This window comes from Gordonia hydrophobica NBRC 16057, from assembly GCF_001592365.1.
Taxonomy (GTDB): Bacteria; Actinomycetota; Actinomycetes; order Mycobacteriales; family Mycobacteriaceae; genus Gordonia; species Gordonia hydrophobica.
The window spans coordinates 1-23,094 of record NZ_BCWU01000008.1 but is presented as its reverse complement, the minus strand read 5'-3'; the positions used below and the strand labels follow the sequence as shown (position 1 = coordinate 23,094).

Here is a 23,094-nt window from a genome sequence, read left to right as displayed (position 1 = left end):
AATTGTCCGCGTGACCAGTGCTGCATCCCGTGAAACACAGAACCCCGCCGACGGACTCGGAAAGAACTGGGACCCCGGAACCGTCGAAGCCGACCTGTATCAGGGGTGGGTCGACGCCGGCTACTTCACCGCGGACGCCGCGAGCGACAAGCCCGGCTACTCCATCGTGCTGCCGCCGCCGAACGTCACCGGCTCCCTGCACATGGGCCACGCACTCGACCACACGCTGATGGACACGTTGACGCGACGCAAGCGGATGCAGGGCTACGAGGTGCTGTGGCTGCCGGGCATGGACCACGCGGGCATCGCCACGCAGACCATCGTCGAGAAGCAGCTCGCCGCCGAAGGCGTCACCCGCGAAGAGCTGGGCCGCGAGGCGTTCATCGAGCGGGTCTGGCAGTGGAAGGCTGAGTCCGGCGGCACCATCGCGGGTCAGATGCGTCGACTCGGCGACGGCGTGGACTGGAGCCGCGACCGCTTCACCATGGACGAGGGGCTCTCCCGCGCGGTGCAGACCATCTTCAAGAAGATGTACGACGACGGCCTCATCTACCGCGCTGAGCGCCTGGTCAACTGGTCGCCTGCGCAGCAGACGGCGATCTCCGACATCGAGGTCAAGTACGAGGACGTGGAGGGCGAACTGGTCTCGTTCCGCTACGGCTCGCTCGACGACGCACAGCCGCACATCGTCGTCGCGACCACCCGGATGGAGACGATGCTCGGCGACACCGCGATCGCCGTGCACCCCGACGACGAGCGCTACCGCGACCTCATCGGCGTCGAACTCGATCACCCGTTCCTGGATCGGAAGATCCCGGTCATCGCCGATGACTACGTGGACCCCGAGTTCGGTTCCGGCGCCGTCAAGATCACGCCGGCGCACGACCCCAACGACTTCGCGATCGGTCAGCGGCACAGCCTCCCGATGATCACCATCATGGACGCCACCGCGACCATCGAGGGGACCGGAACGCAGTTCGACGGACTCGACCGCTTCGACGCCCGCGTGGCCGTCCGCGAGGCGCTCGCGGACCAGGGGCGCATCGTCAAGGAAGTCCGCCCGTACCTGCACAGCGTCGGCCATTCCGAGCGTGCGGGCGAGCCGATCGAGCCGCGGCTGTCCATGCAGTGGTGGGTGAACGTGGAGTCGCTCGCGAAGGCGGCGGGCGACGCGGTCCGCGACGGCCACACCGTCATCCATCCGGCGAGCCAGGAACCGCGCTGGTTCGACTGGGTCGACAACATGCACGACTGGACCATCTCGCGGCAGTTGTGGTGGGGTCATCGCATCCCGATCTGGTACGGCCCGAACGGCGAGGTGGAGTGCTTCGGTCCGGACGAGACCGCGCCCGAGGGCTGGGAGCAGGATCCCGACGTCCTCGACACCTGGTTCAGTTCCGGTCTCTGGCCGTTCTCGACCATGGGCTGGCCGGAGAGCACCGCCGAGATCGAGAAGTTCTATCCGACGTCGGTCCTGGTCACCGGCTACGACATCCTGTTCTTCTGGGTGGCGCGGATGATGATGTTCGGCACGTACGTCGGCAAACTCGATCTGGCCGGGTTCGATCAGCGCGACGGCGAATCGGACCGCTCGGCACACGTCCCGTTCGGCGACGTCTTCCTGCACGGCCTGGTCCGTGACGAGCACGGCAGCAAGATGAGCAAGTCGAAGGGCAACGGCATCGACCCGCTCGACTGGGTGGAGCGGTTCGGCGCCGACGCCCTGCGGTTCACCTTGGCTCGCGGCGCCAATCCGGGCAGCGACATCTCCGTCGGCGAATCGCACGCGCAGTCCTCGCGCAACTTCGCGACCAAACTGTTCAACGCGACCAAGTTCGCCATGATGAACGGTGCGGTGGTCGACGATCTGCCCGCGCGCGATCTGTTGACCGACGCCGACCGCTGGATCCTCGATCGCCTAGATCAGGTCCTCACGCTGGTCGACGAAGGGTTCGAGAGCTACGAGTTCTCCAAGGCCTGCGAGGCGCTCTACCATTTCGCGTGGGACGAGGTCTGCGACTGGTATCTCGAGCTGGCCAAGGTGCAGGTCGCCGAGGGCGGTGACCGCGCGACCCGCACCGGACTGGTGCTGGGCAACGTCCTGGACCCGCTGCTGCGCGCTCTGTCGCCGGTGATGCCGTTCGTCACCGAGACGCTGTGGAAGGCGCTGACCGGCGAGGAATCGGTCGTGATCGCACCGTGGCCCGCCCCGTCCGGAGCCGAGCGCGACGCCGTCGCGGCCACCCGCATCGACGACCTGCAGAAGCTCATCACCGAGGTCCGCCGGTTCCGCAGCGATCAGGGGTTGAATCCGGGGCAGCGAGTCGCGGCCACCGTCGACGGGCTCGACGCCGTCGGACTCACCGATCAGCGCGCCTACCTGGACTCCCTGGCTCGGCTCGAGACCGCCGACGAGGGCTTCTCGGCCACCGCCACCGTCGAGGTGCGCTTGTCGTCGGGAACGGCGACGGTCGCGATCGACACGTCCGGCACCGTCGACGTGGAGGCCGAGCGCAAGCGCGCCGCCAAGGATCTCGCGGCCGCGGAGAAGGAGCTCGCAGGCACCACCGGCAAGCTCGGTAACGAGCAGTTCCTGGCCAAGGCCCCCGAGGCGGTCGTCACGAAGATCAAGGCGCGACAGGAACTGGCGATCGCCGAAGTGGAGCGGCTGAAGGCCAAGCTCGTCGCGCTGGGCGAGCAGTGAGCCGCGCACCCGACTCCGCCGACGATCTCGCCGACCTCCACGCGCTGGAGGCCGAGCTCGACACGCGGTGGCCGGAGACCAAGATCGAGCCGTCGTTGACGCGTATCAACGCGCTGATGGAACTGCTCGGCAATCCGCAGCACGCCTACCCGGCGATCCACGTTGCCGGGACCAACGGCAAGACGTCGGTCACGCGGATGATCGACTCGCTGCTGCAGGCCTTCCACCGGCGCACCGGGCGCATCACCAGCCCGCATTTGCAGCTGGTGACCGAACGCATCGCGATCGACGGCGATCCGATCCCCGCGCGTACGTACGTCGACACGTACCGCGACATCGAGCCGTACATCACGATGGTCGACGACTCGTCGACCGCGAGCGGTGGACCGCGGATGAGCAAGTTCGAGGTGCTCACCGCGATCGCCTACGCGGCGTTCGCCGAAGCGCCGATCGAGGTGGCCGTCGTCGAGACGGGCATGGGCGGCCGCTGGGACGCCACCAATGTGATCAACGGGCAGGTCACGGTGATCACGCCCATCGCGTTGGACCATGCCGACTACCTCGGCGACACGCTGTCGGCGATCGCAGGCGAGAAGGCGGGCATCATCAAGCCCGGCCCCTCCGACGCCGTGATCCCGATGGACCCCATCACCGTGATCGCACCGCAGCAACCGGAGGTGACCGACGTCCTGCTGCGCGAGTCGGTCGAGGCGGGCACCATCGTCGCCCGGCAGGACTCCGAGTTCACGGTCGTCGAGTCGGTGACCGCCGTCGGCGGCCAACTGCTGACGATCCGCGGTCTCGGAGGCGTGTACGACGAGGTCTTCCTTCCGCTGCACGGCGCACATCAGGCACAGAACGCGGCGCTGGCCCTGGCTGCGGTGGAGGCCTTCTTCGGTGCGGGCGCGGACAGGCAACTCGACGTGGAGGCCGTCCGACTCGGGTTCGCTGCCGTCGCCAGCCCTGGTCGGCTGGAGCGGCTGCGCAGCGCGCCCAGCGTCTTCATCGACGCCGCGCACAATCCGCACGGCGCCCGCGCGCTCGCACAAGCCCTGGTTTCGGAGTTCGACTTCCGCCGCCTCGTCGGCGTCGTCGGCGTGTTGGGCGACAAGGACGCCCGCGGCGTGCTGACCGAGTTGGAGCCCGTGCTCGACGTGGTGGTCCTGACGAACAACGGGTCGCCGCGCGCCCTCGACACCGATGTGCTCGCCGACATCGCAAACCAGGTCTTCGGCGAAGACCGCGTGGTCATCGAGCCGTTCCTGCCCGACGCGGTCGAGGCCGCGATCGCCCTCGCCGAGGAAGCCGCTGAAGACGGTTCGGTGTCGGGCGCGGGCGTTGTCATCACCGGTTCCGTGGTCACCGCCGGAGCCGCCCGCACTCTCTTCGGCAAGGAGCCGTCATGACCGAGAAGCCCACGGCGGGGCAGTTCACTCCGCCGACCACCGACCCGTGGAAGGGTTTCCGCGGTGTCATGGCGGGCACCTTGATCCTCGAGGTCATCGTCGTCGCGCTCGCCTTCCCCGTCGTCGCGAAGCTGACCGACACCGGCGTCACGTGGGCGTCGGGACTGTACCTGGGCGTTGTGGTGCTGGCGCTGATCCTGTTGTCCGGACGGCAGAAGGCGCCTCGTGCGCTGGAGATCAACCTGGTGATGCAGGTGTTCGTGATCGGCGGCGGCTTCTTTCACTGGTCGATCGCCGTGGTCGGCGCCGTCTTCGCCTGCGTGTGGCTCTACATCGCCTACATCAAGCGCGACGTCGCCAAGCGGATCGAGGAGGGACGACTCTTCGGACAACGTCCCGTGTAGCGGCCGGGACACCCGGTATCCTGGGGTCTGTCGTCTGATCGACGGCGGCGAGGGAGAGTCGGTTTCCTCGGTACTTTCGGTTACACTCACGAATTGTTGTGTCGTGCGCCATGCAGGCGGCGCTGAAAGCGAAGACCGGTTCGGGGAACCGAGACCGCGAGAAGTGGGGATATGGGAAACAGCAGCACTGTGTTGGGTCGGACTCGTCGATGGGCCGCAGTCGGCGTGATCGCGGCAGGCGTCGCGGTCGTCGCGCCGATGGCTGCGGTGGGCCCGCTCGCCACAGCGGCGCCGAGCAGTTCCGCAGCTCCGTCCGCCTCGAGTGAGCCCGAACTCGACGGCATCCCGGAACCGAGCATTCCGATGCCGGTGGCCGACGGTGCGCTCGGCTACCTCGCGACCCGCTCGGCCACCTTGTGGCTCGACGACCGCGGCGCCGACGACGTGATTCGGAACCTGCCCGTGCCGCCGGCCTATGTGGACGCCAACCGCGGCATGGCGACGAACCTCGAACGTGAACTGAAGTCGGCCAAGGACACGCCCGGTGCCTGCCTGCAGATCATCATCGACGGCCCGGACGGCAGCGGTGGTCTGTTCAACTACGGTTTCTACGCCGTCGAGAAGCAGTACTGCCCGAAGTAGCGGTGTTCCCGGCCGCGGGCCTGCGTCGGCACCCGCGCGGGACTCTCCATTAGAGTGTCTCCCGTGACTGAACAGACTCTCGTCCTCATCAAGCCCGACGGCGTCCAGCGCGGACTGGTCGGCGAAGTACTCGCGCGCATCGAGCGCAAGGGCCTGCACTTGGCTGCGCTGGAACTGCGCACCGTGACCGACGACGTCGCAGGCCGGCACTACGCCGAGCATGCCGAGCGTCCCTTTTACGGTTCGCTGATCGAGTTCATCACTTCGGGCCCGCTCGTCGCGGCCGTCGTGGAGGGGCCGCGCGCCATCGCCGCCTTCCGTCAGTTGGCCGGCGGCACCGATCCGGTCGAGAAGGCGACGCCCGGCACCATCCGCGGTGACTTCGCCCTCGAGACCCAGTTCAACATCGTTCACGGATCGGACTCGCCGGAGTCTGCTGCACGTGAGATCGCTCTCTGGTTTCCCGCTCTGAACTCCTGATTCGTACCCCGCAGCGCGGCGCGCGGGGGCTAATTCTCCACTCGTGTGCGGGCACAGGCCCGTGATGTGGGATACTTGCCAAGTCGACGGCATCACGCTTTGGTGCCGACGGCCGACGCACAGCCAGTTTGAGGTACCCGGTTCCGTCCGATCCCCACAGGGGTCCGGCAGCGGTCCGAGGCCTGCGTCAAGCAAGGCGTCATGACGACGCGAAGACCACATAACACCCGGTCGATGGGCCGGCACACATTGGAAAGGCCCTCGCGTGGCCGCGTTGCTTTATTTCGACGCGCCCGGGGGTCTTGAGGAGACCACGTGACCGATAACGGGTCGCAGGCTGACGCTACGGCGGATCAGTCAGCGGAAAAATTTCCCCTTCGACTCCGCGTGCATGCGCTCGCCCGAACGCTGGGACTGACCAGCAAAGAGGTGCTTGTGCATTTGCATGAGATGGGGGTGACGGCGCGCACCGCGCAGTCGTCGATCTCTCGGGCCGACGCCGAAGCCGTCGAGCTCCGACTCAGCGGCGACGCCGACGAGTCCGGAACCGACGAGTCGGCTGCCGATCAGCCGAGTAACGATCAGCCCGCTCCCACCTCGGAGGCGGCGTCGGCCCAGCCGTCGTTGTTCTCCGCGGTCGAGCAGGCGGCGCCGCAGACTCCCGTCCGCGGCGAGGCGGCCGCTCCGCTGTTCCTGTCGGCAGAGTCCGACGACGCCGCGCCTGCACCCAAGAAGACGGCGAAGAAGGCAGCGGCGAAGACAACAAAGGTCGACGCGCCCGCGGACACCGCTCAGGCCGAAACGGCAGCCGCGGCCGACAAGAGCGACGGCCCCGCGAAGAAGGCGACCAAGAAGTCGGGTGGCAGAAAGGCTAAGAAGGCCACTGCCGCCGCGGAGAAGGCTGCGACGGCCGGCGACGCTGTATCCTCTGCACCCGAAACGACTGCGAGCGACACCGCTGCGTCGGAGACCACTGTCAGCGACGCCGCTCCCAGCGAGCCTGCTGTCACCGAGCCTGCGGCCGCCGAGACCCCTGTCGCTGAAGCCCCTGTCGCTGAAGCCCCTGTCGCTGAAGCCACTGCCACGGAGTCCGCTGAGCCTGCGGTGCCGGCGGACGCATCGACCCGGGACACCGAGGCTGCCGACGCCGCTCACGACACGGACGACGACTCGAATGGCGACGCGGACGACGACTCGAACGGCGATGCCCACGACGGCCACGGTGAGAGCCGGTCGCGCCGTCGTCGTCGCGGACGCCGAGGGCGCGGTCGGGGTCGTGGCGATCAGGGCGCCGAGAACGGCGACGGAGACGATTCCGATGATTCAGACACGGGCGGCGCTGCTGCCGACGACACCGCCAACGGCACGTCGGAGTCCGACCGAGAGTCCACGACCGCAGATTCCACTGCGGACGAATCCGACAGTGATGCCGACGCCTCGGATCAGACGGAGTCGGCGACGGACGGCAACGGCGACGAGAACGGCTCCGTTCCGTCGACCCGTCGTCGTCGCCGCCGGCGCCGTCGCCGCGGCGGATCCGATGGGGACGACGCGTCGTCGCAGGACGATCCGCCGAACACCGTCGTGCATGAGCGTGAACCGCGCACCAAGCGGGTCCGCGACGAGGTGCAGGGCATCTCCGGCTCCACCCGCCTGGAGGCCAAGCGTCAGCGTCGCCGTGACGGTCGCGATGCGGGACGTCGTCGTCCGCCGATCCTCACCGAGTCGGAGTTCTTGGCTCGCCGCGAATCGGTGGAACGCGTGATGGTGGTGCGTGAGCGCGCGGCCAACACCGCCATCCACGACGCCGGTCACCACAACGCGCCGACCGAGGACTACACGCAGATCGCGGTTCTCGAGGACGGTGTGCTGGTCGAACACTTCGTCACGACGGAGACGTCGCAGTCGATGGTCGGCAACATTTACCTAGGCCGCGTGCAGAACGTGCTGCCCGGTATGGAGGCGGCGTTCGTCGACATCGGCCGCGGCCGCAACGGCGTCCTGTACGCCGGTGAGGTGAACTGGGAGGCCGCAGGCCTCGACGGCGGTTCCCGGAAGATCGAGCAGGCGCTGAAGCCCGGCGACTACGTGCTGGTTCAGGTCAGCAAGGACCCGATCGGGCACAAGGGAGCCCGGCTCACGACCCAGATCTCCCTCGCAGGCCGATACCTGGTGTACGTGCCCGGCGGCACGTCGACGGGCATCAGTCGCAAACTTCCCGACACCGAGCGTCGGCGTCTCAAGCAGATCCTCGCCAAGCTGGTTCCGGACGAGGCGGGCGTCATCATCCGCACGGCGTCGGAGGGCGTCAGTGCCGAGGACCTCGGGGCAGACATCGAACGCCTCGAAGCGCAGTGGAAGAGCATCGAGGCGGCTTCTGAGGAGCACAAGTCCAAGGCGTCGGGAACGCCGAAGGCGCTCTACGAGGAGCCGGACCTGCTGGTCCGGGTAGTCCGCGACCTGTTCAACGAGGACTTCCGCAAGCTGGTCATCGAGGGCGACCGCGCGTGGGCGCAGGTCTCCGGCTACGTCGGCGACGTGGCGCCGGACCTCTCGGAACGGCTCGAGGAGTTCACCAAGGAGCATGCGGACGCTCCCGACTCGTTCACCGTTCACCGGATCGACGAGCAACTCGCCAAGGCGCTCGACCGCAAGGTGTGGCTGCCCTCCGGCGGCACCCTGATCATCGAGCACACCGAAGCGATGACGGTGGTCGACGTCAACACCGGCAAGTTCACCGGTTCCGGCGGCAACTTGGAAGAGACCGTCACCCGGAACAACCTGGAAGCCGCCGAGGAGATCGTTCGGCAGATGCGCTTGCGCGACATCGGCGGAATGATCATCGTGGACTTCATCGACATGGTCCTGGAGTCCAACCGCGACCTGGTGCTGCGCCGCCTCACCGAGGCGCTCGCTCGGGACCGCACCCGGCACCAGGTGTCCGAGGTGACCTCCCTCGGCCTGGTGCAGATGACGCGGAAGCGGCTCGGCACCGGGCTGCTCGAAGCCTTCTCCACCACGTGTACTGCGTGCTCGGGTCGCGGCGTCATCGTTCACGCGAACCCGATCGAGGTGCGCCCGGCCGACGACGCGAATCGCGGCGCCGGCGATTCAGGGTCGCGGCGCTCGCGCCGTTCGCGGCGACGGGGCGGCGACCAGCAGTCCGGACAGCAGTCGTCGGGGTCGCAGCACGATCACCAGCAGCATCACTCGCCGCAACCGGACGCGCAGCCGAAGGCTCCGCACAAGCCCGCGGCCGAGCACCCGCTGTTCCGCGCCATGGCGCACGGCGACCATCCGGAGCACGGCTCGCCGGCTGGGGAGAAGTCGACGGCGGGGGAGAAGTCGACGGCGACGGTCGACGCACCCGTCGAGGTCGAGAAGCCGGTGCAGACTCAACAGCCTGCTGAGGTCGAGAAGCCCGCTGCGGTCGAGAAACCTGCTGAGGCGCAGCCGGAGGCTCCGGCTGTCGCCGTGACGGCGCGTAGGCGTCGTCGCGCCGTACGGCGGACCGCCGCACCGACTCCGGTCGAGGCGCCGGTCGAGACCGAGGCGCAGCCCGATGTGCAAACCCGACCGGTGACCACGGTGGCGCCGCAGTCGACGGAGCCGATCGTCGCCGTGAAGCGGTCGTCCCGACGACGGAGCGGACGCCGCGTGGCGGGGCCCCCGCCGGGCGAAGAGTGACCTTGCTCTCGGCGCGCGCCCGGCGCGTCGAGAGTTTGACCTGGACAGGCGCGGTACCGTAGCCTTGACAGGTCGCCTTCCGCAGGCGCGTGCATTGCTGCGCGCAGCAGCGGGAGGGGTTCCCGAACACTGTGGGTTCGGGGCCACACACACCAAAGTACGCCGGACTGGCAGGGGATGACCTGCGAACTCCGGCCCGATGAGACGAGTAAGAGGACAGCGGGAATGGCAACGTACGCGATCGTCAAGACCGGCGGTAAGCAGTACAAGGTCGCAGAGGGCGACATTGTGAAGGTCGAGAAGATCGACGGCGAGCCCGGAAGCTCTGTGCAGCTGCCCGTGGCGCTGGTCGTCGATGGTGCAAACCTGACCACCGACGCCGACAAGCTTGCCGCTGTCTCCGTCACCGGCGAGGTGCTCGAGCACGTCAAGGGCCCGAAGATTCGGATCCACAAGTACAAGAACAAGACCGGCTACCACAAGCGCCAGGGCCACCGTCAGCAGCTGACGGTCCTCAAGGTCACCGGCATCAAGTAGTCTCGCTCGTTTCGAATCTTCTAGGAGGACAGTCAGATGGCAAGTAAGAAGGGCGCGTCCAGCACCCGGAACGGTCGCGATTCCAATGCCCAGCGACTCGGCGTGAAGCGCTTCGGCGGCCAGCAGGTCAATGCAGGCGAGATCCTGATCCGTCAGCGCGGCACCAAGTTCCACCCCGGCGTCAACGTGGGCCGCGGCAAGGACGACACGCTGTTCGCTCTCGAGGCGGGCGCCGTGAAGTTCGACGTGAAGCGCGGTCGCAAGACAGTGAACATCGTCCCGGAGCCGGCAGCAGTCTGACCCGGCAACGAAACTCACAAGCTCTTTGAAAGAGGGCGGGTAGGGTCGCTAAGCGTCCAGACCCGCCCTCTTTCGTACTCTCTACATATTTCGAGGAAGGCGAGAGAATGTCACGCTTCGTCGACCGCGTGAAGATCGATGCGACCGCAGGCAACGGCGGTCACGGCTGTACGTCGGTTCATCGCGAGAAGTTCAAGCCGCTCGGCGGTCCCGACGGCGGCAACGGCGGCCGCGGCGGAGACGTGCGACTGGTGGTCGACCCGCAGGTGCACACTCTCCTCGACTTCCACTTCCGGCCCCACGCACGCGCCACCAACGGCCAGCCGGGGCAGGGCGGCAACCGTGCCGGGCGCACCGGAGACGACCTGATTCTGCCGGTGCCCGACGGCACGGTGGTGATCGATGCGGACGGCGAGATCGTCGCCGACCTGGTCGGCGAGGGCACCGAGTTCATTGCTGCGCAGGGCGGTCGGGGTGGGCTCGGCAATGCCGCGCTGGCCTCGCGCGCTCGGAAGGCGCCCGGGTTCGCGCTGCTCGGCGAACCCGGCGAGGAACGTGAACTGGTCCTCGAACTCAAGTCGGTGGCCGACGTCGGTCTGGTCGGCTTCCCGTCCGCGGGCAAGTCGTCGCTGGTGTCGGTGCTGTCGGCCGCAAAGCCGAAGATCGCCGACTACCCGTTCACCACGCTCGCACCGAATCTGGGCGTCGTGACCGCTGGGTCGGAAGTGTTCACGATCGCCGATGTGCCCGGACTCATCCCCGGCGCCTCGGACGGGCGTGGACTCGGCCTGGACTTCCTGCGTCATCTGGAGCGCTGCGCCGTGCTCGCCCACGTCGTCGACTGCGCCACCCTGGAACCGGGCCGCGATCCGCTCTCCGACATCGATGCCCTGGAAGCGGAACTGGCCGCCTATCAGCCGGCCCTGGACGCGGACCACTCGCTCGGCGACCTCGCGGACCGCCCGCGCATCGTGATCCTCAACAAGATCGACGTCCCCGATGCCGCCGAACTCGCCGAGTTCGTCGAGGCGGAGGTCGCCGAACGTGGGTGGCCGGTCTTCCGCATCTCTGCGGTGGCCCACATCGGGCTCACCGAACTCACGTACGCGCTGGCCCAGATGGTCGCCACGTACCGCTCCGAGCACGCCAAACCCGTCGCGCGCCGTCCGATCATTCGCCCGAAGGCGATCGACGAGACCGGTTTCACGATCGTCGACGATCCGGAGGTGGAAGGCGGCTTCATCGTCCGCGGCGCGCAGCCCGAGCGGTGGATTCGGCAGACCCAGTTCGAGAACGACGAGGCGGTCGGCTATCTGGCGGATCGTCTCAGCCGACTCGGCGTGGAGGACGCGCTCGTCAAGCGCGGCGCCACACCGGGCTCTCCGGTGACGATCGGCGCCGTCACCTTCGACTGGGAGCCGACCACGCCGATGGGCGACGCGGTCCCGGTGACCGGTCGAGGCACCGACATCCGTCTGGAACGCAACGACCGCGTCGGCGCCGCCGAGCGCAAACAGGCGCGGAAGGCCCGCCGCGAGGCCTCGGCCGACACCGAACTCGGCTGGGGCGAGGGTCGTGTCGACGACGGCGACGTCGACGATGAGCAGTGACGCGACGGCCGCACGGAGCAATCGTGCGGCCGTGAGTCCGGCGCGGGCGAACATCGCGAACGCACGCAGCATCGTCGTCAAGATCGGATCGTCGGCCGTGACGGAGATGGCGAACGGGATCGATCACGCGCGCCTCGACGCGCTCGTCGACGCCCTCGAAGCCCGGATGCGCGCGGGGTCGGACGTGATCGTCGTGTCCTCCGGCGCGGTCGGTGCAGGAATCGCACCGCTCGGGCTGACCAAGCGCCCCCGCGATCTGGCCACGAAGCAGGCCGCAGCGAGCGTCGGGCAACTGCGGCTGGCACATGCGTGGGGCACGTCGTTCGGTCGCTACGACCGCGTGGTGGGACAGGTGCTGCTCACTGCGGACGACATCTCGAATCGCGCACACCACGCCAACGCCCAGCGGACGCTCGATCGACTGCGCTTTCTGCATGCCGTCGCTGTCGTCAACGAGAACGACACCGTCGCCACCAACGAGATCCGGTTCGGCGACAACGACCGGCTGGGCGCACTGGTCGCGCACCTGGTCCACGCTGATGCGCTGGTGCTGCTGTCCGACGTCGACGGCCTCTACAACGGGGATCCGCGTAAGCCCGGTCCGGACGGCAAGCCGGCCCGACTGATCGAGCAGGTCGACGGTCCGGAGGATCTCGACGGTGTCATCGCCGGCACCGGCGGAGCGCTCGGCACCGGCGGAATGGCCTCGAAGCTCGCGGCGGCGCGACTGGCTGCCGACTCGGGTGTCCCGGTGCTCTTGGCTGCGGCGTCGGAAGCTGCGACGGCGCTCGGCGACGCGTCGGTCGGCACGGTCTTTCAGGCACGCCCCACGCGGCTGTCCGCTCGGCGGTTCTGGGTGCGTCATGCTGCGGAGGCACACGGTTCACTGACCCTCGACGACGGCGCGATCGCCGCGGTGACCGCGCGGCGTCGTTCGCTACTGCCCGCGGGCATCACCGCTGTTGTCGGAGACTTCTCCGACGGCGACGTGGTGGAACTGCGTGATCAGACCGGAGCGGTGCGTGCGCGGGGCGTCACGTCGTACGACGCCGACGACGTCGCCAGAATGGTCGGCCACTCCACCTCGGAGCTGCCGCCGGATCTGCGGCGCGCGGTCGTGCACGCCGACGATCTGGTCCCGGTCGCCTGACTGGCCGCGAAGTGGTGCGATCACGAGAACGTATGAAACTAAAACGAACCGACGCAGCTCTGCGTGAGGACTGCGTTGGACCTGGTATCGCTGCGCCGCCTACCGTCACATGGTGCTGAGAACTGCTTGCTCAGCATCCTCCGACGGCAGTGTTCCGTCGGGAGCGTCTGAGCGGGCAGTTCTCAGCTGGGATCGGTCGGACGAGGGCTCGTGTAGGGACCGAGAACAGCAGAGAACCCCTCCGCCTGACGCCGAGTCAGGGGAGGGGTTCTGTGCAGAGGTGATCAGGCCTTGCGGTGCTTGCCGTCGCCGACCGGGACGGGGACCAGCGGATACACGCCGTTCTCGTCGTGGACCTCGGTGCCGACCACCGGCGGGTTGAAGACGCAGAGCATGCGCATCTGCTCCTCGACGGTCACCGTGTGCCGCTCGTGTCCGTTCAGCAGGTACATGCTGCCCGCGCTCAGCGGGTAGGTCTCACCGGTCTCCCGGTCGAGCAAGGTGCCCTTGCCCTCGACCAGCCACACCGCTTCGATGTGGTTGGCGTAGTGGAACTCGTTGACCGATCCAGCCTTGATGGTGGTCTCGTGGAACGAGAATCCGACACCGTCACCACCGAGCACGATCCGCTTGGAGACCCAATTGCCCTTCGGGTCGGCCACCTCGCGGTCGGTGCCGGTGATCTCTTCGGTGGTGCGGACGATCATGCGTTGGTCTCCTTGATGGCTTCATCGACGGATTCGCTCAGGATTGCCAGACCCTGTGCGAGTTCTTCACTGGTCATCGTCAGCGGCGGGAGAAGCTTGACGACCTCGGAGTTGGGACCGGACGTCTCGGCGAGGAGTCCCTTGCCGAACGCGATCTCACAGGTGCGGTCGGCCAGTTCGGCCTGCTCGAAGACCAGACCCTGAACCATGCCGCGACCGCGGTGCGAGAGACCCTCGTGACGCGCGCAGATCTCATCGAACGCCTGGGCGATCTCGATGCCCTTGGCCTTGACCTGCACCGAGAGCTGGTCGTCGGACCAGTATTCGTTGATGGCGGCCGTCGCGGTGACGAACGCCGGGTTGTTGCCGCGGAAGGTGCCGTTGTGCTCGCCGGGCTCCCAGACGTCCAACTCGGGACGGATGAGGGTGAGCGCCAGCGGCATGCCGTAGCCGCCGATCGACTTCGACAGCGTGACGATGTCGGGCACGATGCCCGCCTCTTCGAACGAGAAGAAGTCGCCGGTGCGTCCGCAGCCCATCTGCACGTCGTCGACGATCAACAGGATGTCGCGGCGCTTGCACAGGTCGGCGAGTCCACGCAGCCATTCGGCGCGGGCGACGTTGACGCCGCCCTCACCCTGCACGGTCTCCACGATCACGGCGGCGGGCCGGTTGAAGCCCGAACCGGAGTCGTCCAGCACGCGCTCGAACCAGTTGAAGTCCTCGACGACGCCGTCGAAGTAGTTGTCGAACGGCATCGGGGTCGCGTGGACGAGCGGGATGCCCGCACCGGCGCGCTTCATGGAGTTACCGGTGACGGCGAGCGAACCGAGGGTCATGCCGTGGAAGGCGTTGGTGAAGTTGATGATGGCCTCGCGACCGGTCACCTTGCGCGCCAGCTTGAGGGCTGCCTCGACGGCGTTGGTTCCGGTGGGGCCGGGGAACTGGACCTTGTAGTCCAGACCGCGCGGCTCGAGGATCTTGCTGGCGAACGTCTCCAGGAATTCGCCCTTCGCGACGGTCGACATATCGAGCCCGTGAGTGATGCCGTCTCGCGAGATGTAGTCCAGGAGAGCAGATTTCAGTTCAGGGTTATTGTGCCCGTAATTGAGGGCGCCTGCGCCTGCGAAGAAGTCGAGGTAACGCTTTCCGTCGACGTCGGTGATCCAGCTGCCTTGTGCGGTGTCGAAGATGGCGGGCCAGCCGCGGCAGTAAGAGCGGACTTCAGATTCGTGCTTGGTGAAGGTGCGATCGTCCAGTGCAGTTTCGATAGTCATTTGTTCGAGATTTCCTCGTTGTGTTTTGCCGGCGCTCACTCAGTGGCGGCCGCCGGCGTAAGCAGATACAGGTCTTCGGGCTCGTGTGAGTCGAGGAACAGATCTGCGCTGAAGAACGGCTCGCGCGCAAAGCGCAGGCCGAGGGCTCGGGCAGCGCCTGCGAACAGCCGCTGTGACGCCTCATTATCGGGGCTTATCGTGGTGTTGATGGCTACCACGCCTGCCGATGCGCAGTGCTCGAAGAGTCCGCACAGCATGCGCTGGGCAACCCTCTTTCCGCGTTGCGCGTCGTCGACGGCGACCTGCCAGACCATCAGTGTGTCGGGAGTGGCGGGTCTGCGGTATCCGGTGACGAAACCGACGACATTGCCGTCGACTTCGGCCACGATTGACGTCTCGGAAAAATCCTGTGACCAAAGAACGTAGGCATACGGCGAATTCACATCTAAAACCTGCGAATCGCGAGCGATCTCCCACATTCTTTTTCCGTCACGGGCCCGCGGCCGCCGAAAGGCGACCGTATTTCCGGTGTCTGTCTCCGGTGTGTTCTCAATCGGGTTCATGACGTGATCGAGGTTATCGGGCGGTTAGATGAAAGTCAGGTCCGATTGCATATTGGCCCGTCGAGGCCTGACCTTTGTGCAGTTCAAGCAACCAATGTGGTGTACATCACAGTAACGAAGAACGGCGGTATCCGATGAGGGTCGCGACAGCGGGCAGGACCACTTCGCAGCGGTGGTCGATCTTGAGTTCGGCGATGCCGTCGCCGCGGGTGTCGCCGCGGTTCACGATGTACACGGATTTGCCGGTGGTCGCGGCCCGTCGGACGAAGCGAAGGCCTGACATGACAGTCAGAGACGACCCGGCGACCAGCAGGGCGTCGGCGTCGTCGACCATCGCGTACGACCGTTCGACGACCTCCTTCTGCACGGTCTCGCCGAAGTAGACGATGTCCGGCTTGAGGACGCCGTCGCAGTTCGAACAGTTCACCATCACGAAGTCACCGATGTCCTCGAGTGCGGCGTCGGCGTCGGGCGCCACTTCGATGGCACCGCGCGACGCGACCCGACGGGCGTAACCCGGATTCGCCGCCTCCAGGGCCTCGGCGTGGCGGTGCCGGGAGAACAGTGCGCCGCAGTCCAGACACCGGACGCGACCGTACGACCCGTGTAGATCGACGACCGGACGTGAACCCGCCTTCATATGGAGCATGTCGACGTTCTGGGTGATGACGCCGGTGACGACGCCCGCGTCCTGCAGTGCGACCAGTGCCCGGTGCGCGGCGTTGGGTCGGGCGGCGTCCATGTGGCGCCAGCCGAGGTGATTGCGCGCCCAGTAGCGGCGACGGTTCTCCGGCGTGGCGAGGAAGACGTCGATGGTCATCGGGTTGCGCGTCGGCGACCCGGGGCTGCGGTAGTCCGGAATGCCGGACGGGGTGGAGATGCCCGCACCGGTCAGCACGACCACGCGGCGGTCGGCGATGCGCTCGGCGAGTTCCTCGGCACGACGCTGCGGGTCGGGATCGGCGACGGTGGCCCGAGCCGGTGTCCATGCGGCGGTACGAGTGCGCATACCGACAACGGTACTGCGCCGCACGTGTGCCCGGCGGGCGTGCGACTGGGTACGATGACCTCGATATGACCAGAATCATCGCCGGTGAATTCCGTGGCCGTCGGCTCTCCGTTCCGGCCGACACCACCCGACCCACCTCCGACCGTGTGCGGGAGGCCGTGTTCTCCATGCTGGGTTCGCGCATGGACCTCTCGGATCTGCGTGTCCTGGACCTGTATGCGGGTACCGGGGCGCTCGGCATCGAGGCGGTGTCGCGGGGCGCGGCGTCGGCCGTCCTGGTGGAATCCGATCGTCGCGCCGCCGGTGTGCTTCGCGACAACATCTCGGTGTGCGGCGCGGCGGCCCGCGTCCGCATCGTCAATCGCAGCGTCGAATCGTTCGTCGCCGCACCGGGCGCCGAGTTCGATCTGATCTTCCTCGATCCGCCGTACGAGGTGTCGACGGAGACAGTGAACGCGGTGATCGCGCAGTGCGCGACGATGCTCTCCCAAGACGGCTGGATCGTGGTGGAGCGCGGGCGCCGCAGCGGTGAGATCAGCTGGCCCGACGGGCTCGACGAGGCGGCGAGCAAGCAGTACGGCGACAGCGTCGTGGTGATGGCGAGCCGCTGACGCCGCGATCGGGGCGGCCCAAGTAGATTCGGCAGACATGAGTGCTGCTGTCTGTCCTGGTTCCTACGATCCGTTCACCCTCGGCCATCGGTACGTGGTCGAGCGCACCGCCGCGCGGTTCGACCGCGTCGTCGTGGCGGTGGTGGTGAACCCCAATAAGCAGGGAATGTTCAACGTCGACGAGCGCATCAAGCTCATCGAGGAGGACTGTGCCGATCTGCCGAACGTCGAGGTGCGGAGCTGGACCGGTCTCGTCGTCGACCTGCTCACCGAAGAGAACGCCGACACCATGGTCAAGGGCCTGCGGTCCGAGACCGACTTCGCCTACGAGATCCCGATGGCGCAGATGAACCGGGAGCTCACCGGCTGCGAGACCTTGTTCATGCTGACCGATCCGCGGTTCGCGCACGTGTCGAGCTCGCTGGTGAAAGAGGTCGCCAAGCTCGGCGGCGACGTGACGCCCTACCTGTCGACTCACATTCACACCGCGCTCCTCGATCGGATCTCCGGAACACGCACGGTGTGATGCCTGACCACGGCGACACGCCCGCGTCGCCTCCTCAGTCACAGCCGCAACATTCGGCACAATGGCCTCAGACATATCAAAGGCCGCCGTACCGAGGCTGAGCCGGATTGGGGTAATCGTGTACCGCGTATTTGAAACGCTCGACGAGCTGGTCGCGATCGTCGAAGAGGCACGCACCGTGCCGATGACCGCCGGATGCGTCGTTCCTCGTGGCGACGTGCTGGAACTGCTGGACGATCTCCGCGACGCGCTGCCCGGTGAGCTCGACGACGCGCAGGACGTGCTCGACGAGCGCGATACGCTCGTCTCGAATGCGCGGGAGCAGTCCGATCGACTGATCACCGGCGCGGAGAACGACTCCGAGTCGATGGTCGCCCACGCCCGGGCCGAGGCCGACCGGATCCTCGCCGAGGCCAAGGCGCGCGCCGACCGCATGATCGACGAGGCCACCGGGAACGCACAGGCCATCGTCGGCGACGCGAACGACGAGGCGCAGCGGCTGGAGCACAGCGCTGCTCGCGAATACGAGTCGGTGACCGGTCGGGCCCGCGCCGAGGCCGCGCGCGTCGTCGACGCGGGTAACTCCAGCTACGACAAGTCGGTCGCCGACGGCATCTCCGAGCAGCAACGACTGGTGTCGGAGTCCGAGGTCGTCGCCGCGGCGAAGTCGGAAGCCGAGCGGATCGTCGACGCCGCCCACGCCGAATCGGATCGGCTGCGCGGTGACTGCGACATCTACGTCGACGACAAGCTGGCGGACTTCGAGGAGATCCTCACCGGCACTCTGCGGTCGGTGAACCGCGGTCGGCAGCAGCTGCGTACCGGTGCCGGCGTCCACGACTACGTGGAGTACCCGCACGGTGTGGACGCCGAGCCGCAGCGCGGCCCGGCCCAGATGGCCGGCTGAACGGTCCGTCGATCCCCGTGGGGCCGACGAAGTAACATCGTCTGAGTGACTGATTCTGGATTCGTGATCGACGTCCGGTCGGTGCCCCGGCGCCCCGGTTCGCTGACCGAGAAGGCATGGTCCTTCGATACGCCCGATCGCATCGGCGCCGAGATGATCGGCATCCCGGCCGGAGGGCGGGTGGACTTCGATCTCCGGCTGGAGTCGGTGTCGGAGGGCGTGCTCGTGACCGGAACCGTCGGCGGGCACGCCGAGGGGCAGTGCAGTCGGTGTCTGGACCCGCTGGATCAGGACATCTCGGTGTACCTCACCGAGCTGTTCGCCTACCCGGACAGCGAGACCGATCGTACTGCCGACGAGGACGAAGAGGTGGAACGGATCGTCGACGAGAAGATCGACCTGGAGCAGGTCGTGATCGACGCCGTCGCCACCGACCTGCCGCTGTCGCCGCTGTGTACCCCGGAATGCCCCGGCCTGTGCTCGATCTGCGGCGTCAAACTCACCGACGCCGAGCCCGACCACGGCCACGACATCATCGATCCGCGGTGGGCCAAACTCGCCGAGCGGCTCGACGATCCGAAGGCGGCAGGCAGGGCCGACGAGGCCGGTGACGCTCAGTGAGCAAACGCCCCGATCCCAGCCTGCTCACCGACGTCCTCGGCATCACCGTGAGTGGGGACCTGCTCGAGTTGGCGTTGACCCATCGGTCGTACGCCTATGAGAACGGCGGCCTGCCGACCAATGAGCGTCTGGAGTTCCTCGGCGACGCGGTGCTCGGCGTGGTCGTCACCGAGCGGTTGTACGTGGGCTTCCCGGACCGGCCCGAGGGCGAGTTGGCCAAGATCCGCGCGAGCGTGGTGAACATGCATGCGCTGGCCGACGTCGCTCGGGGCCTCGGTGACGGCGGACTCGGGGCACACCTGCATCTCGGTCGAGGCGAGGAACTGACCGGCGGCCGCGACAAGGCGTCGATCCTCGCTGACGGGCTGGAGTCCGTCTTCGGCGCCGTGTTCCTCGATCACGGCATCGAGGTGTCGAAGAAGGTCATCATGAATCTCTTCGAGCCGATCATCGAGCGGGCGGGCCGTCTCGGCGCCGGCCTCGACTGGAAGACGTCGCTGCAGGAGTTGGCGGCCGAGCGGAATCTGGGGCAGCCGCAGTACACCATCACCTCCACCGGTCCCGACCACAACAAGGAGTTCACCGCCGTCGCCGTCGTCGGTGGCGAGGAGTTGGGACAGGGCGTCGGCAAGACGAAGAAAGAAGCCGAGCAGCACGCTGCCGAACTGGCGTGGAAAGCGCTCAACGACAAAGTCTGACGAGCAGCCGTGCCTGAGCTTCCTGAAGTAGAGACCATCCGCCGCGGTCTCGCCGTTCACCTCGCGGGCCGTACCGTCCGCGACGTCGAAGTCCTGCATCCCAGGGCGGTCCGACGCCATGTCGGCGGCGGTCTGGATCTGGTCAATCGCCTGCGCGGCAAGCACGTCGACGGCGTCGAACGCCGCGGCAAGTACATGTGGCTTCTGGCCTCCGACCTGTCGGACGAGGTCGCAGCGGTGGTCCACCTCGGGATGAGCGGGCAGATGCTGATCGCAGAGCAGGGTGCGGAGGATCCGATCCACCTGCGCATTCGCGCCGTCCTCGATGACGGGCACGAGCTCCGTTTCGTCGACCAACGGACTTTCGGCGGCTGGTTGCTCGACGACCTCGTCGACACTCCCGCGCGGAAGCTGCCCGAATCGGTGGCGCATATCGCCGCGGACCCGTTCGAGGACGCGTTCAGCCGCGACGACGTGGTGTCCGCGCTCCGTCGGCGGGACACCGAGATCAAACGCGCGATTCTCGACCAGACCGTCATCTCCGGCGTCGGCAACATCTACGCCGACGAGTCCCTCTGGCGCGCCCAGCTGCACGGGCGACGTCGGACCAAAGGCATCCCGCGCGCCAGACTCGGCGAACTCGTCGACCACATCACCGACGTGATGGGGGAGGCGATCGAGGTCGGCGGCACCTCCTTCGACGATCTGTATGTGAATGTGAACGGGCAGTCGGGGTACTTCGACAGATCATTAAGCGCATATGGCAGAACCGGCCTGCCTTGTCCGAGGTGCGGGACGCCGGTCTTGCGAGAGCAGTTCATGAATCGGGGATCCCACTTCTGTCCGAACTGTCAGCTGCCGCCGAGAGCGCGACGCCAGACTCGGTGACAGTGGCGCGGCAGCGCCCATCGTGAGCCAACGTCCGAGGACGCGTGCAGGCGCTGAATCTGCTCTGCGAGGGCGGGCCGCAGGTGGTCCCGCCTACTCTTGAACGCATGGAGATCAGCCGTGAGATCAGGGACTTCCTGATGAGCAGGAGGGGCCGAGTCACCCCGGAGATGGTCGGTCTGCCCTACGTCGGAGGCGGGGATCGCCGCGTGCCCGGGCTGCGGCGCGAGGAGGTCGCGATGCTGGCTGGGGTAAGCGTCGAGTACTACACACGCCTGGAGCGCGGCGGACTCGGCGGCGCGTCCGAGAGCGTGCTCGAGGCCCTCGCCCGCGTGCTCCAACTCGACCACGACGAGCGTGCCCATCTCTACAATCTCGCCCGGACCGCGCGTTCCTCGCCCCGCGTCAGCAGGAGGCCGCGGCAGGAACCGGCGGTGACCGCGGCCGTACAGCAGGTCATCGACTCGATGACGGTGCCTGCGGTTGTGCAGAACGCCCGGATGGACCTCATCGCCGCCAACGACCTCGGGCGCGCGCTGTACCCGGGGCCGTTCAGCATGACCGGGCAACCGAACTTCGCTCGGTTCGCGTTTCTCGACTCCCGTGCTCAGGACTTCTACAGCGACTACGACGGCGCTCGGAACTTCACCGTGTCCGTGCTGCGCGCCGCTGCGGGTCGTGACCCGCTGGACGAGAAGCTCAGCGACATGATTGGAGAACTAGCAGCCCGCAGCGATGATTTCGCCGCGAGGTGGGGCAAGTACAACGTCCACCGCCATTCTCAGGGCCGTAAGACCTTCCACCACCCGGGCGTCGGCACCCTCGACCTGATCTATACCGATCTCGCGCTGCCCGGCGACCCGACCGTGTCCATCACGACCTACACCTCTGCCCCGGACAGCTCGACCGCGGACGCGCTCTCGCTGCTGGGGGCCTGGTCGCGGACACTTCGGACATGACTTTCGTGGGGGTCCCCTGGAGTGCCTGTCGGAAACGTCGGCGAAGGCGGACGCTGGGGAGGTCGGTGTGGTTCGCAGATGAAGGGCGCACCGTCACCCGATGAAAAGGAGTCGTATGAGCACCCAGATCGTCCAGCGAGTGTTCGGAGGGCCCGAGACCCTCGAAGTCGTTGACGTGACGCCGCCGTCCGCAGCCGACGTCGGCCCGGACGAGGTCCTGGTACGGGTCGCCGCGGCCGGCGTCAATCAGATCGACGTGATGACCCGCACCGGAGGCGGCATGGCAGCGGCCGGAATCATCACGCTTCCGTACACGCCGGGCTGGGACGTCGCAGGCATCGTCGAGGCCGTCGGCAGCGCTGTGGCCGGACTGTCCCCCGGGCAGCGGGTGCTCGGCCTGGCTCGGTTCCCCAAGCCTGGTTCGGCCTACGCCGAACACGTGATCATCCCTGCTGCGGACCTCGTCCCTGCGCCGGAGAACCTCAGCGACGACCAGGCAGCCGCGCTGCCGATGGCGGCGATGACAGCCTGGCAGGCCTTCACCGACACCACCGCCGTGCAGCCGGGCCAGCGGGTCCTCATCACCGGGGCAGGCGGCGGCGTCGGGCACCTCGCCGTTCAACTCGCTCACCACCTCGGAGCGAGGGTCATCGCGGTGGCCAGCAGTGGCAAGCACGAATGGCTGCGCGAACTGGGAGCGGACGAGACCGTCGACTATCGCGATGGCGATGCGATCGACGCGCTTGCCGGCATGGTGGACGTGACGCTCAGTCTCGCCGCCGGCTCTCGGGACACCGCGCTGAGGGCAGTGCGCACCGGTGGGACGCTGATCGCCCTTGGTGGTGGGGCCGAGGGGCTCGAAGCCGCGGCCAAGCAGGCAGGGGTCGGGTTCGCCGCGACCCATGTGCACACGCAGCGGGATTGGCTGACAGCGATTGCCGACCTCGCTGCCCACGGCGTGTTAGTGCCGACGGTCTCCGAAGTCTTCGACCTCGCTGATGCCGCGGACGCCCACCGCGCCATCGAGAGCGGCCACAGCACGGGAAAGATCGTGCTCCGGACGAACTCCCGCCTCGGCAGCTGAACCGGCAGCCTCGATCCGGCGGGCCTTGACCGAGACTCCAACGCATCCGGGGCGTTCTTGGACCTGAGCTGCGGTCTCGGCCCGCCGCTGCGGCAGAGCCGTGGCACCGCCCGCTGGCACTGACCGGATCCACCGCGACCGTCCGGTGCTGACGATCTCCCCGGACCTGCATCTATCCGCTCCAGGCCGGTCTCCTTGAGGGCCGCCAGGTGCTCGAACACGGTCGCTCTGCGACTGGCTCAGGTGCTCGGAAGCGATAGTCGGATCGTTTCATCGTCGGTAACGGTCAGTACCGTCACGGCCTTGCTCATTCGTCCTCCGGCT

At 67.3% G+C, this 23,094-nt stretch carries 22 protein-coding genes; 18 read left to right on the top strand and 4 right to left on the bottom strand.

Translation table 11 applies throughout. The annotated features are described in order from the left end of the window. Nucleotides 1–10 precede the first annotated feature (10 nt). From GH2_RS14100 to proB, 10 genes are all read left to right on the top strand, one after another. Nucleotides 11–2,704, top strand: coding sequence for a valine--tRNA ligase (locus GH2_RS14100; protein ID WP_066169273.1), 2,694 nt, complete (start codon nt 11–13; stop codon nt 2,702–2,704). Beyond that, entirely contained in the window at nt 2,701–4,110 is a 1,410-nt protein-coding gene (folC, locus tag GH2_RS14095; RefSeq protein WP_066169271.1) for a bifunctional tetrahydrofolate synthase/dihydrofolate synthase, read from the top strand. Before GH2_RS14100 ends, folC begins: the two co-directional genes overlap by 4 nt. Then, a complete protein-coding gene (locus GH2_RS14090) occupies nt 4,107–4,514 on the top strand; it encodes a DUF4233 domain-containing protein (protein WP_066169269.1) in 408 nt (135 codons plus the stop codon). Before folC ends, GH2_RS14090 begins: the two co-directional genes overlap by 4 nt. 171 nt (nt 4,515–4,685) lie before the next feature. Continuing rightward, nucleotides 4,686–5,156, top strand: a complete 471-nt coding sequence (locus GH2_RS14085; protein ID WP_066169267.1) for a hypothetical protein — start codon at nt 4,686–4,688, stop codon at nt 5,154–5,156. Between the two features lie 63 nt (nt 5,157–5,219). Beyond that, nucleotides 5,220–5,636: a nucleoside-diphosphate kinase gene (gene ndk, locus GH2_RS14080; RefSeq protein WP_066169266.1), complete on the top strand. Its 417-nt coding sequence runs from the start codon at nt 5,220–5,222 to the stop codon at nt 5,634–5,636. 315 nt (nt 5,637–5,951) lie between these two features. Continuing rightward, the gene (locus tag GH2_RS14075; protein ID WP_066169264.1) at nt 5,952–9,323 is read left to right on the top strand and encodes a translation initiation factor IF-2 N-terminal domain-containing protein; all 3,372 of its coding nucleotides are present in this window, start codon (nt 5,952–5,954) and stop codon (nt 9,321–9,323) included. Between the two features lie 225 nt (nt 9,324–9,548). Continuing rightward, nucleotides 9,549–9,860 carry a 50S ribosomal protein L21 gene (rplU, locus tag GH2_RS14070; RefSeq protein WP_066169262.1) on the top strand — a complete coding sequence of 104 codons (312 nt, stop codon included), beginning with the start codon at nt 9,549–9,551 and terminating at the stop codon, nt 9,858–9,860. A 36-nt stretch (nt 9,861–9,896) separates the two neighbouring features. Further along, a complete protein-coding gene (rpmA, locus tag GH2_RS14065; RefSeq protein ID WP_066169259.1) occupies nt 9,897–10,160 on the top strand; it encodes a 50S ribosomal protein L27 in 264 nt (87 codons plus the stop codon). Between the two features lie 107 nt (nt 10,161–10,267). Then, nucleotides 10,268–11,770, top strand: a complete 1,503-nt coding sequence (gene obgE, locus GH2_RS14060) for a GTPase ObgE (protein ID WP_066169257.1) — start codon at nt 10,268–10,270, stop codon at nt 11,768–11,770. Beyond that, nucleotides 11,760–12,920: a glutamate 5-kinase gene (proB, locus tag GH2_RS14055; protein WP_157086095.1), complete on the top strand. Its 1,161-nt coding sequence runs from the start codon at nt 11,760–11,762 to the stop codon at nt 12,918–12,920. The genes obgE and proB overlap by 11 nt, the downstream gene beginning before the upstream one ends. Before the next feature lie 284 nt (nt 12,921–13,204). Here the strand turns inward: proB and GH2_RS14050 are convergent, their stop codons facing one another. The 4 genes from GH2_RS14050 to GH2_RS14035 all read right to left on the bottom strand — a co-directional run bounded on the left by GH2_RS14050 (nt 13,205) and on the right by GH2_RS14035 (nt 16,476). Then, nucleotides 13,205–13,627 carry an ectoine synthase gene (locus tag GH2_RS14050; protein WP_066169255.1) on the bottom strand — a complete coding sequence of 141 codons (423 nt, stop codon included), beginning with the start codon at nt 13,625–13,627 and terminating at the stop codon, nt 13,205–13,207. Beyond that, nucleotides 13,624–14,904 (bottom strand): diaminobutyrate--2-oxoglutarate transaminase, encoded by a 1,281-nt coding sequence (gene ectB / locus GH2_RS14045; RefSeq protein ID WP_066169253.1) that lies wholly within the window; start codon nt 14,902–14,904, stop codon nt 13,624–13,626. Before ectB ends, GH2_RS14050 begins: the two co-directional genes overlap by 4 nt. 35 nt (nt 14,905–14,939) lie before the next feature. Then, nucleotides 14,940–15,467 carry a diaminobutyrate acetyltransferase gene (gene ectA, locus GH2_RS14040; RefSeq protein ID WP_066169252.1) on the bottom strand — a complete coding sequence of 176 codons (528 nt, stop codon included), beginning with the start codon at nt 15,465–15,467 and terminating at the stop codon, nt 14,940–14,942. 106 nt (nt 15,468–15,573) lie between these two features. Further along, the gene (locus tag GH2_RS14035; protein WP_066169250.1) at nt 15,574–16,476 is read right to left on the bottom strand and encodes a Sir2 family NAD-dependent protein deacetylase; all 903 of its coding nucleotides are present in this window, start codon (nt 16,474–16,476) and stop codon (nt 15,574–15,576) included. A 65-nt stretch (nt 16,477–16,541) separates the two neighbouring features. Between GH2_RS14035 and rsmD the strand changes: the two genes are divergently transcribed. From rsmD to GH2_RS13995, 8 genes are all read left to right on the top strand, one after another. Further along, a complete protein-coding gene (gene rsmD / locus GH2_RS14030; RefSeq protein WP_066169248.1) occupies nt 16,542–17,087 on the top strand; it encodes a 16S rRNA (guanine(966)-N(2))-methyltransferase RsmD in 546 nt (181 codons plus the stop codon). Between the two features lie 37 nt (nt 17,088–17,124). Then, nucleotides 17,125–17,613, top strand: coding sequence for a pantetheine-phosphate adenylyltransferase (gene coaD, locus GH2_RS14025; protein WP_066169246.1), 489 nt, complete (start codon nt 17,125–17,127; stop codon nt 17,611–17,613). Nucleotides 17,614–17,731: 118 nt separating this feature from the next. Then, a complete protein-coding gene (locus GH2_RS14020) occupies nt 17,732–18,520 on the top strand; it encodes a DivIVA domain-containing protein (RefSeq protein WP_066169244.1) in 789 nt (262 codons plus the stop codon). Nucleotides 18,521–18,565: 45 nt separating this feature from the next. After that, nucleotides 18,566–19,141, top strand: a complete 576-nt coding sequence (locus GH2_RS14015) for a YceD family protein (protein ID WP_169802460.1) — start codon at nt 18,566–18,568, stop codon at nt 19,139–19,141. Further along, nucleotides 19,138–19,839 carry a ribonuclease III gene (gene rnc, locus GH2_RS14010; protein WP_066169242.1) on the top strand — a complete coding sequence of 234 codons (702 nt, stop codon included), beginning with the start codon at nt 19,138–19,140 and terminating at the stop codon, nt 19,837–19,839. Before GH2_RS14015 ends, rnc begins: the two co-directional genes overlap by 4 nt. Before the next feature lie 9 nt (nt 19,840–19,848). Further along, complete coding sequence (mutM, locus tag GH2_RS14005) at nt 19,849–20,727, top strand: bifunctional DNA-formamidopyrimidine glycosylase/DNA-(apurinic or apyrimidinic site) lyase (protein WP_066169240.1); 879 nt, start codon at nt 19,849–19,851, stop codon at nt 20,725–20,727. A gap of 107 nt (nt 20,728–20,834) precedes the next feature. Further along, a complete protein-coding gene (locus GH2_RS14000) occupies nt 20,835–21,686 on the top strand; it encodes a helix-turn-helix transcriptional regulator (protein ID WP_066169594.1) in 852 nt (283 codons plus the stop codon). A gap of 115 nt (nt 21,687–21,801) precedes the next feature. Then, nucleotides 21,802–22,770: an NADP-dependent oxidoreductase gene (locus GH2_RS13995; RefSeq protein WP_066169238.1), complete on the top strand. Its 969-nt coding sequence runs from the start codon at nt 21,802–21,804 to the stop codon at nt 22,768–22,770. Nucleotides 22,771–23,094: the final 324 nt, after the last annotated feature.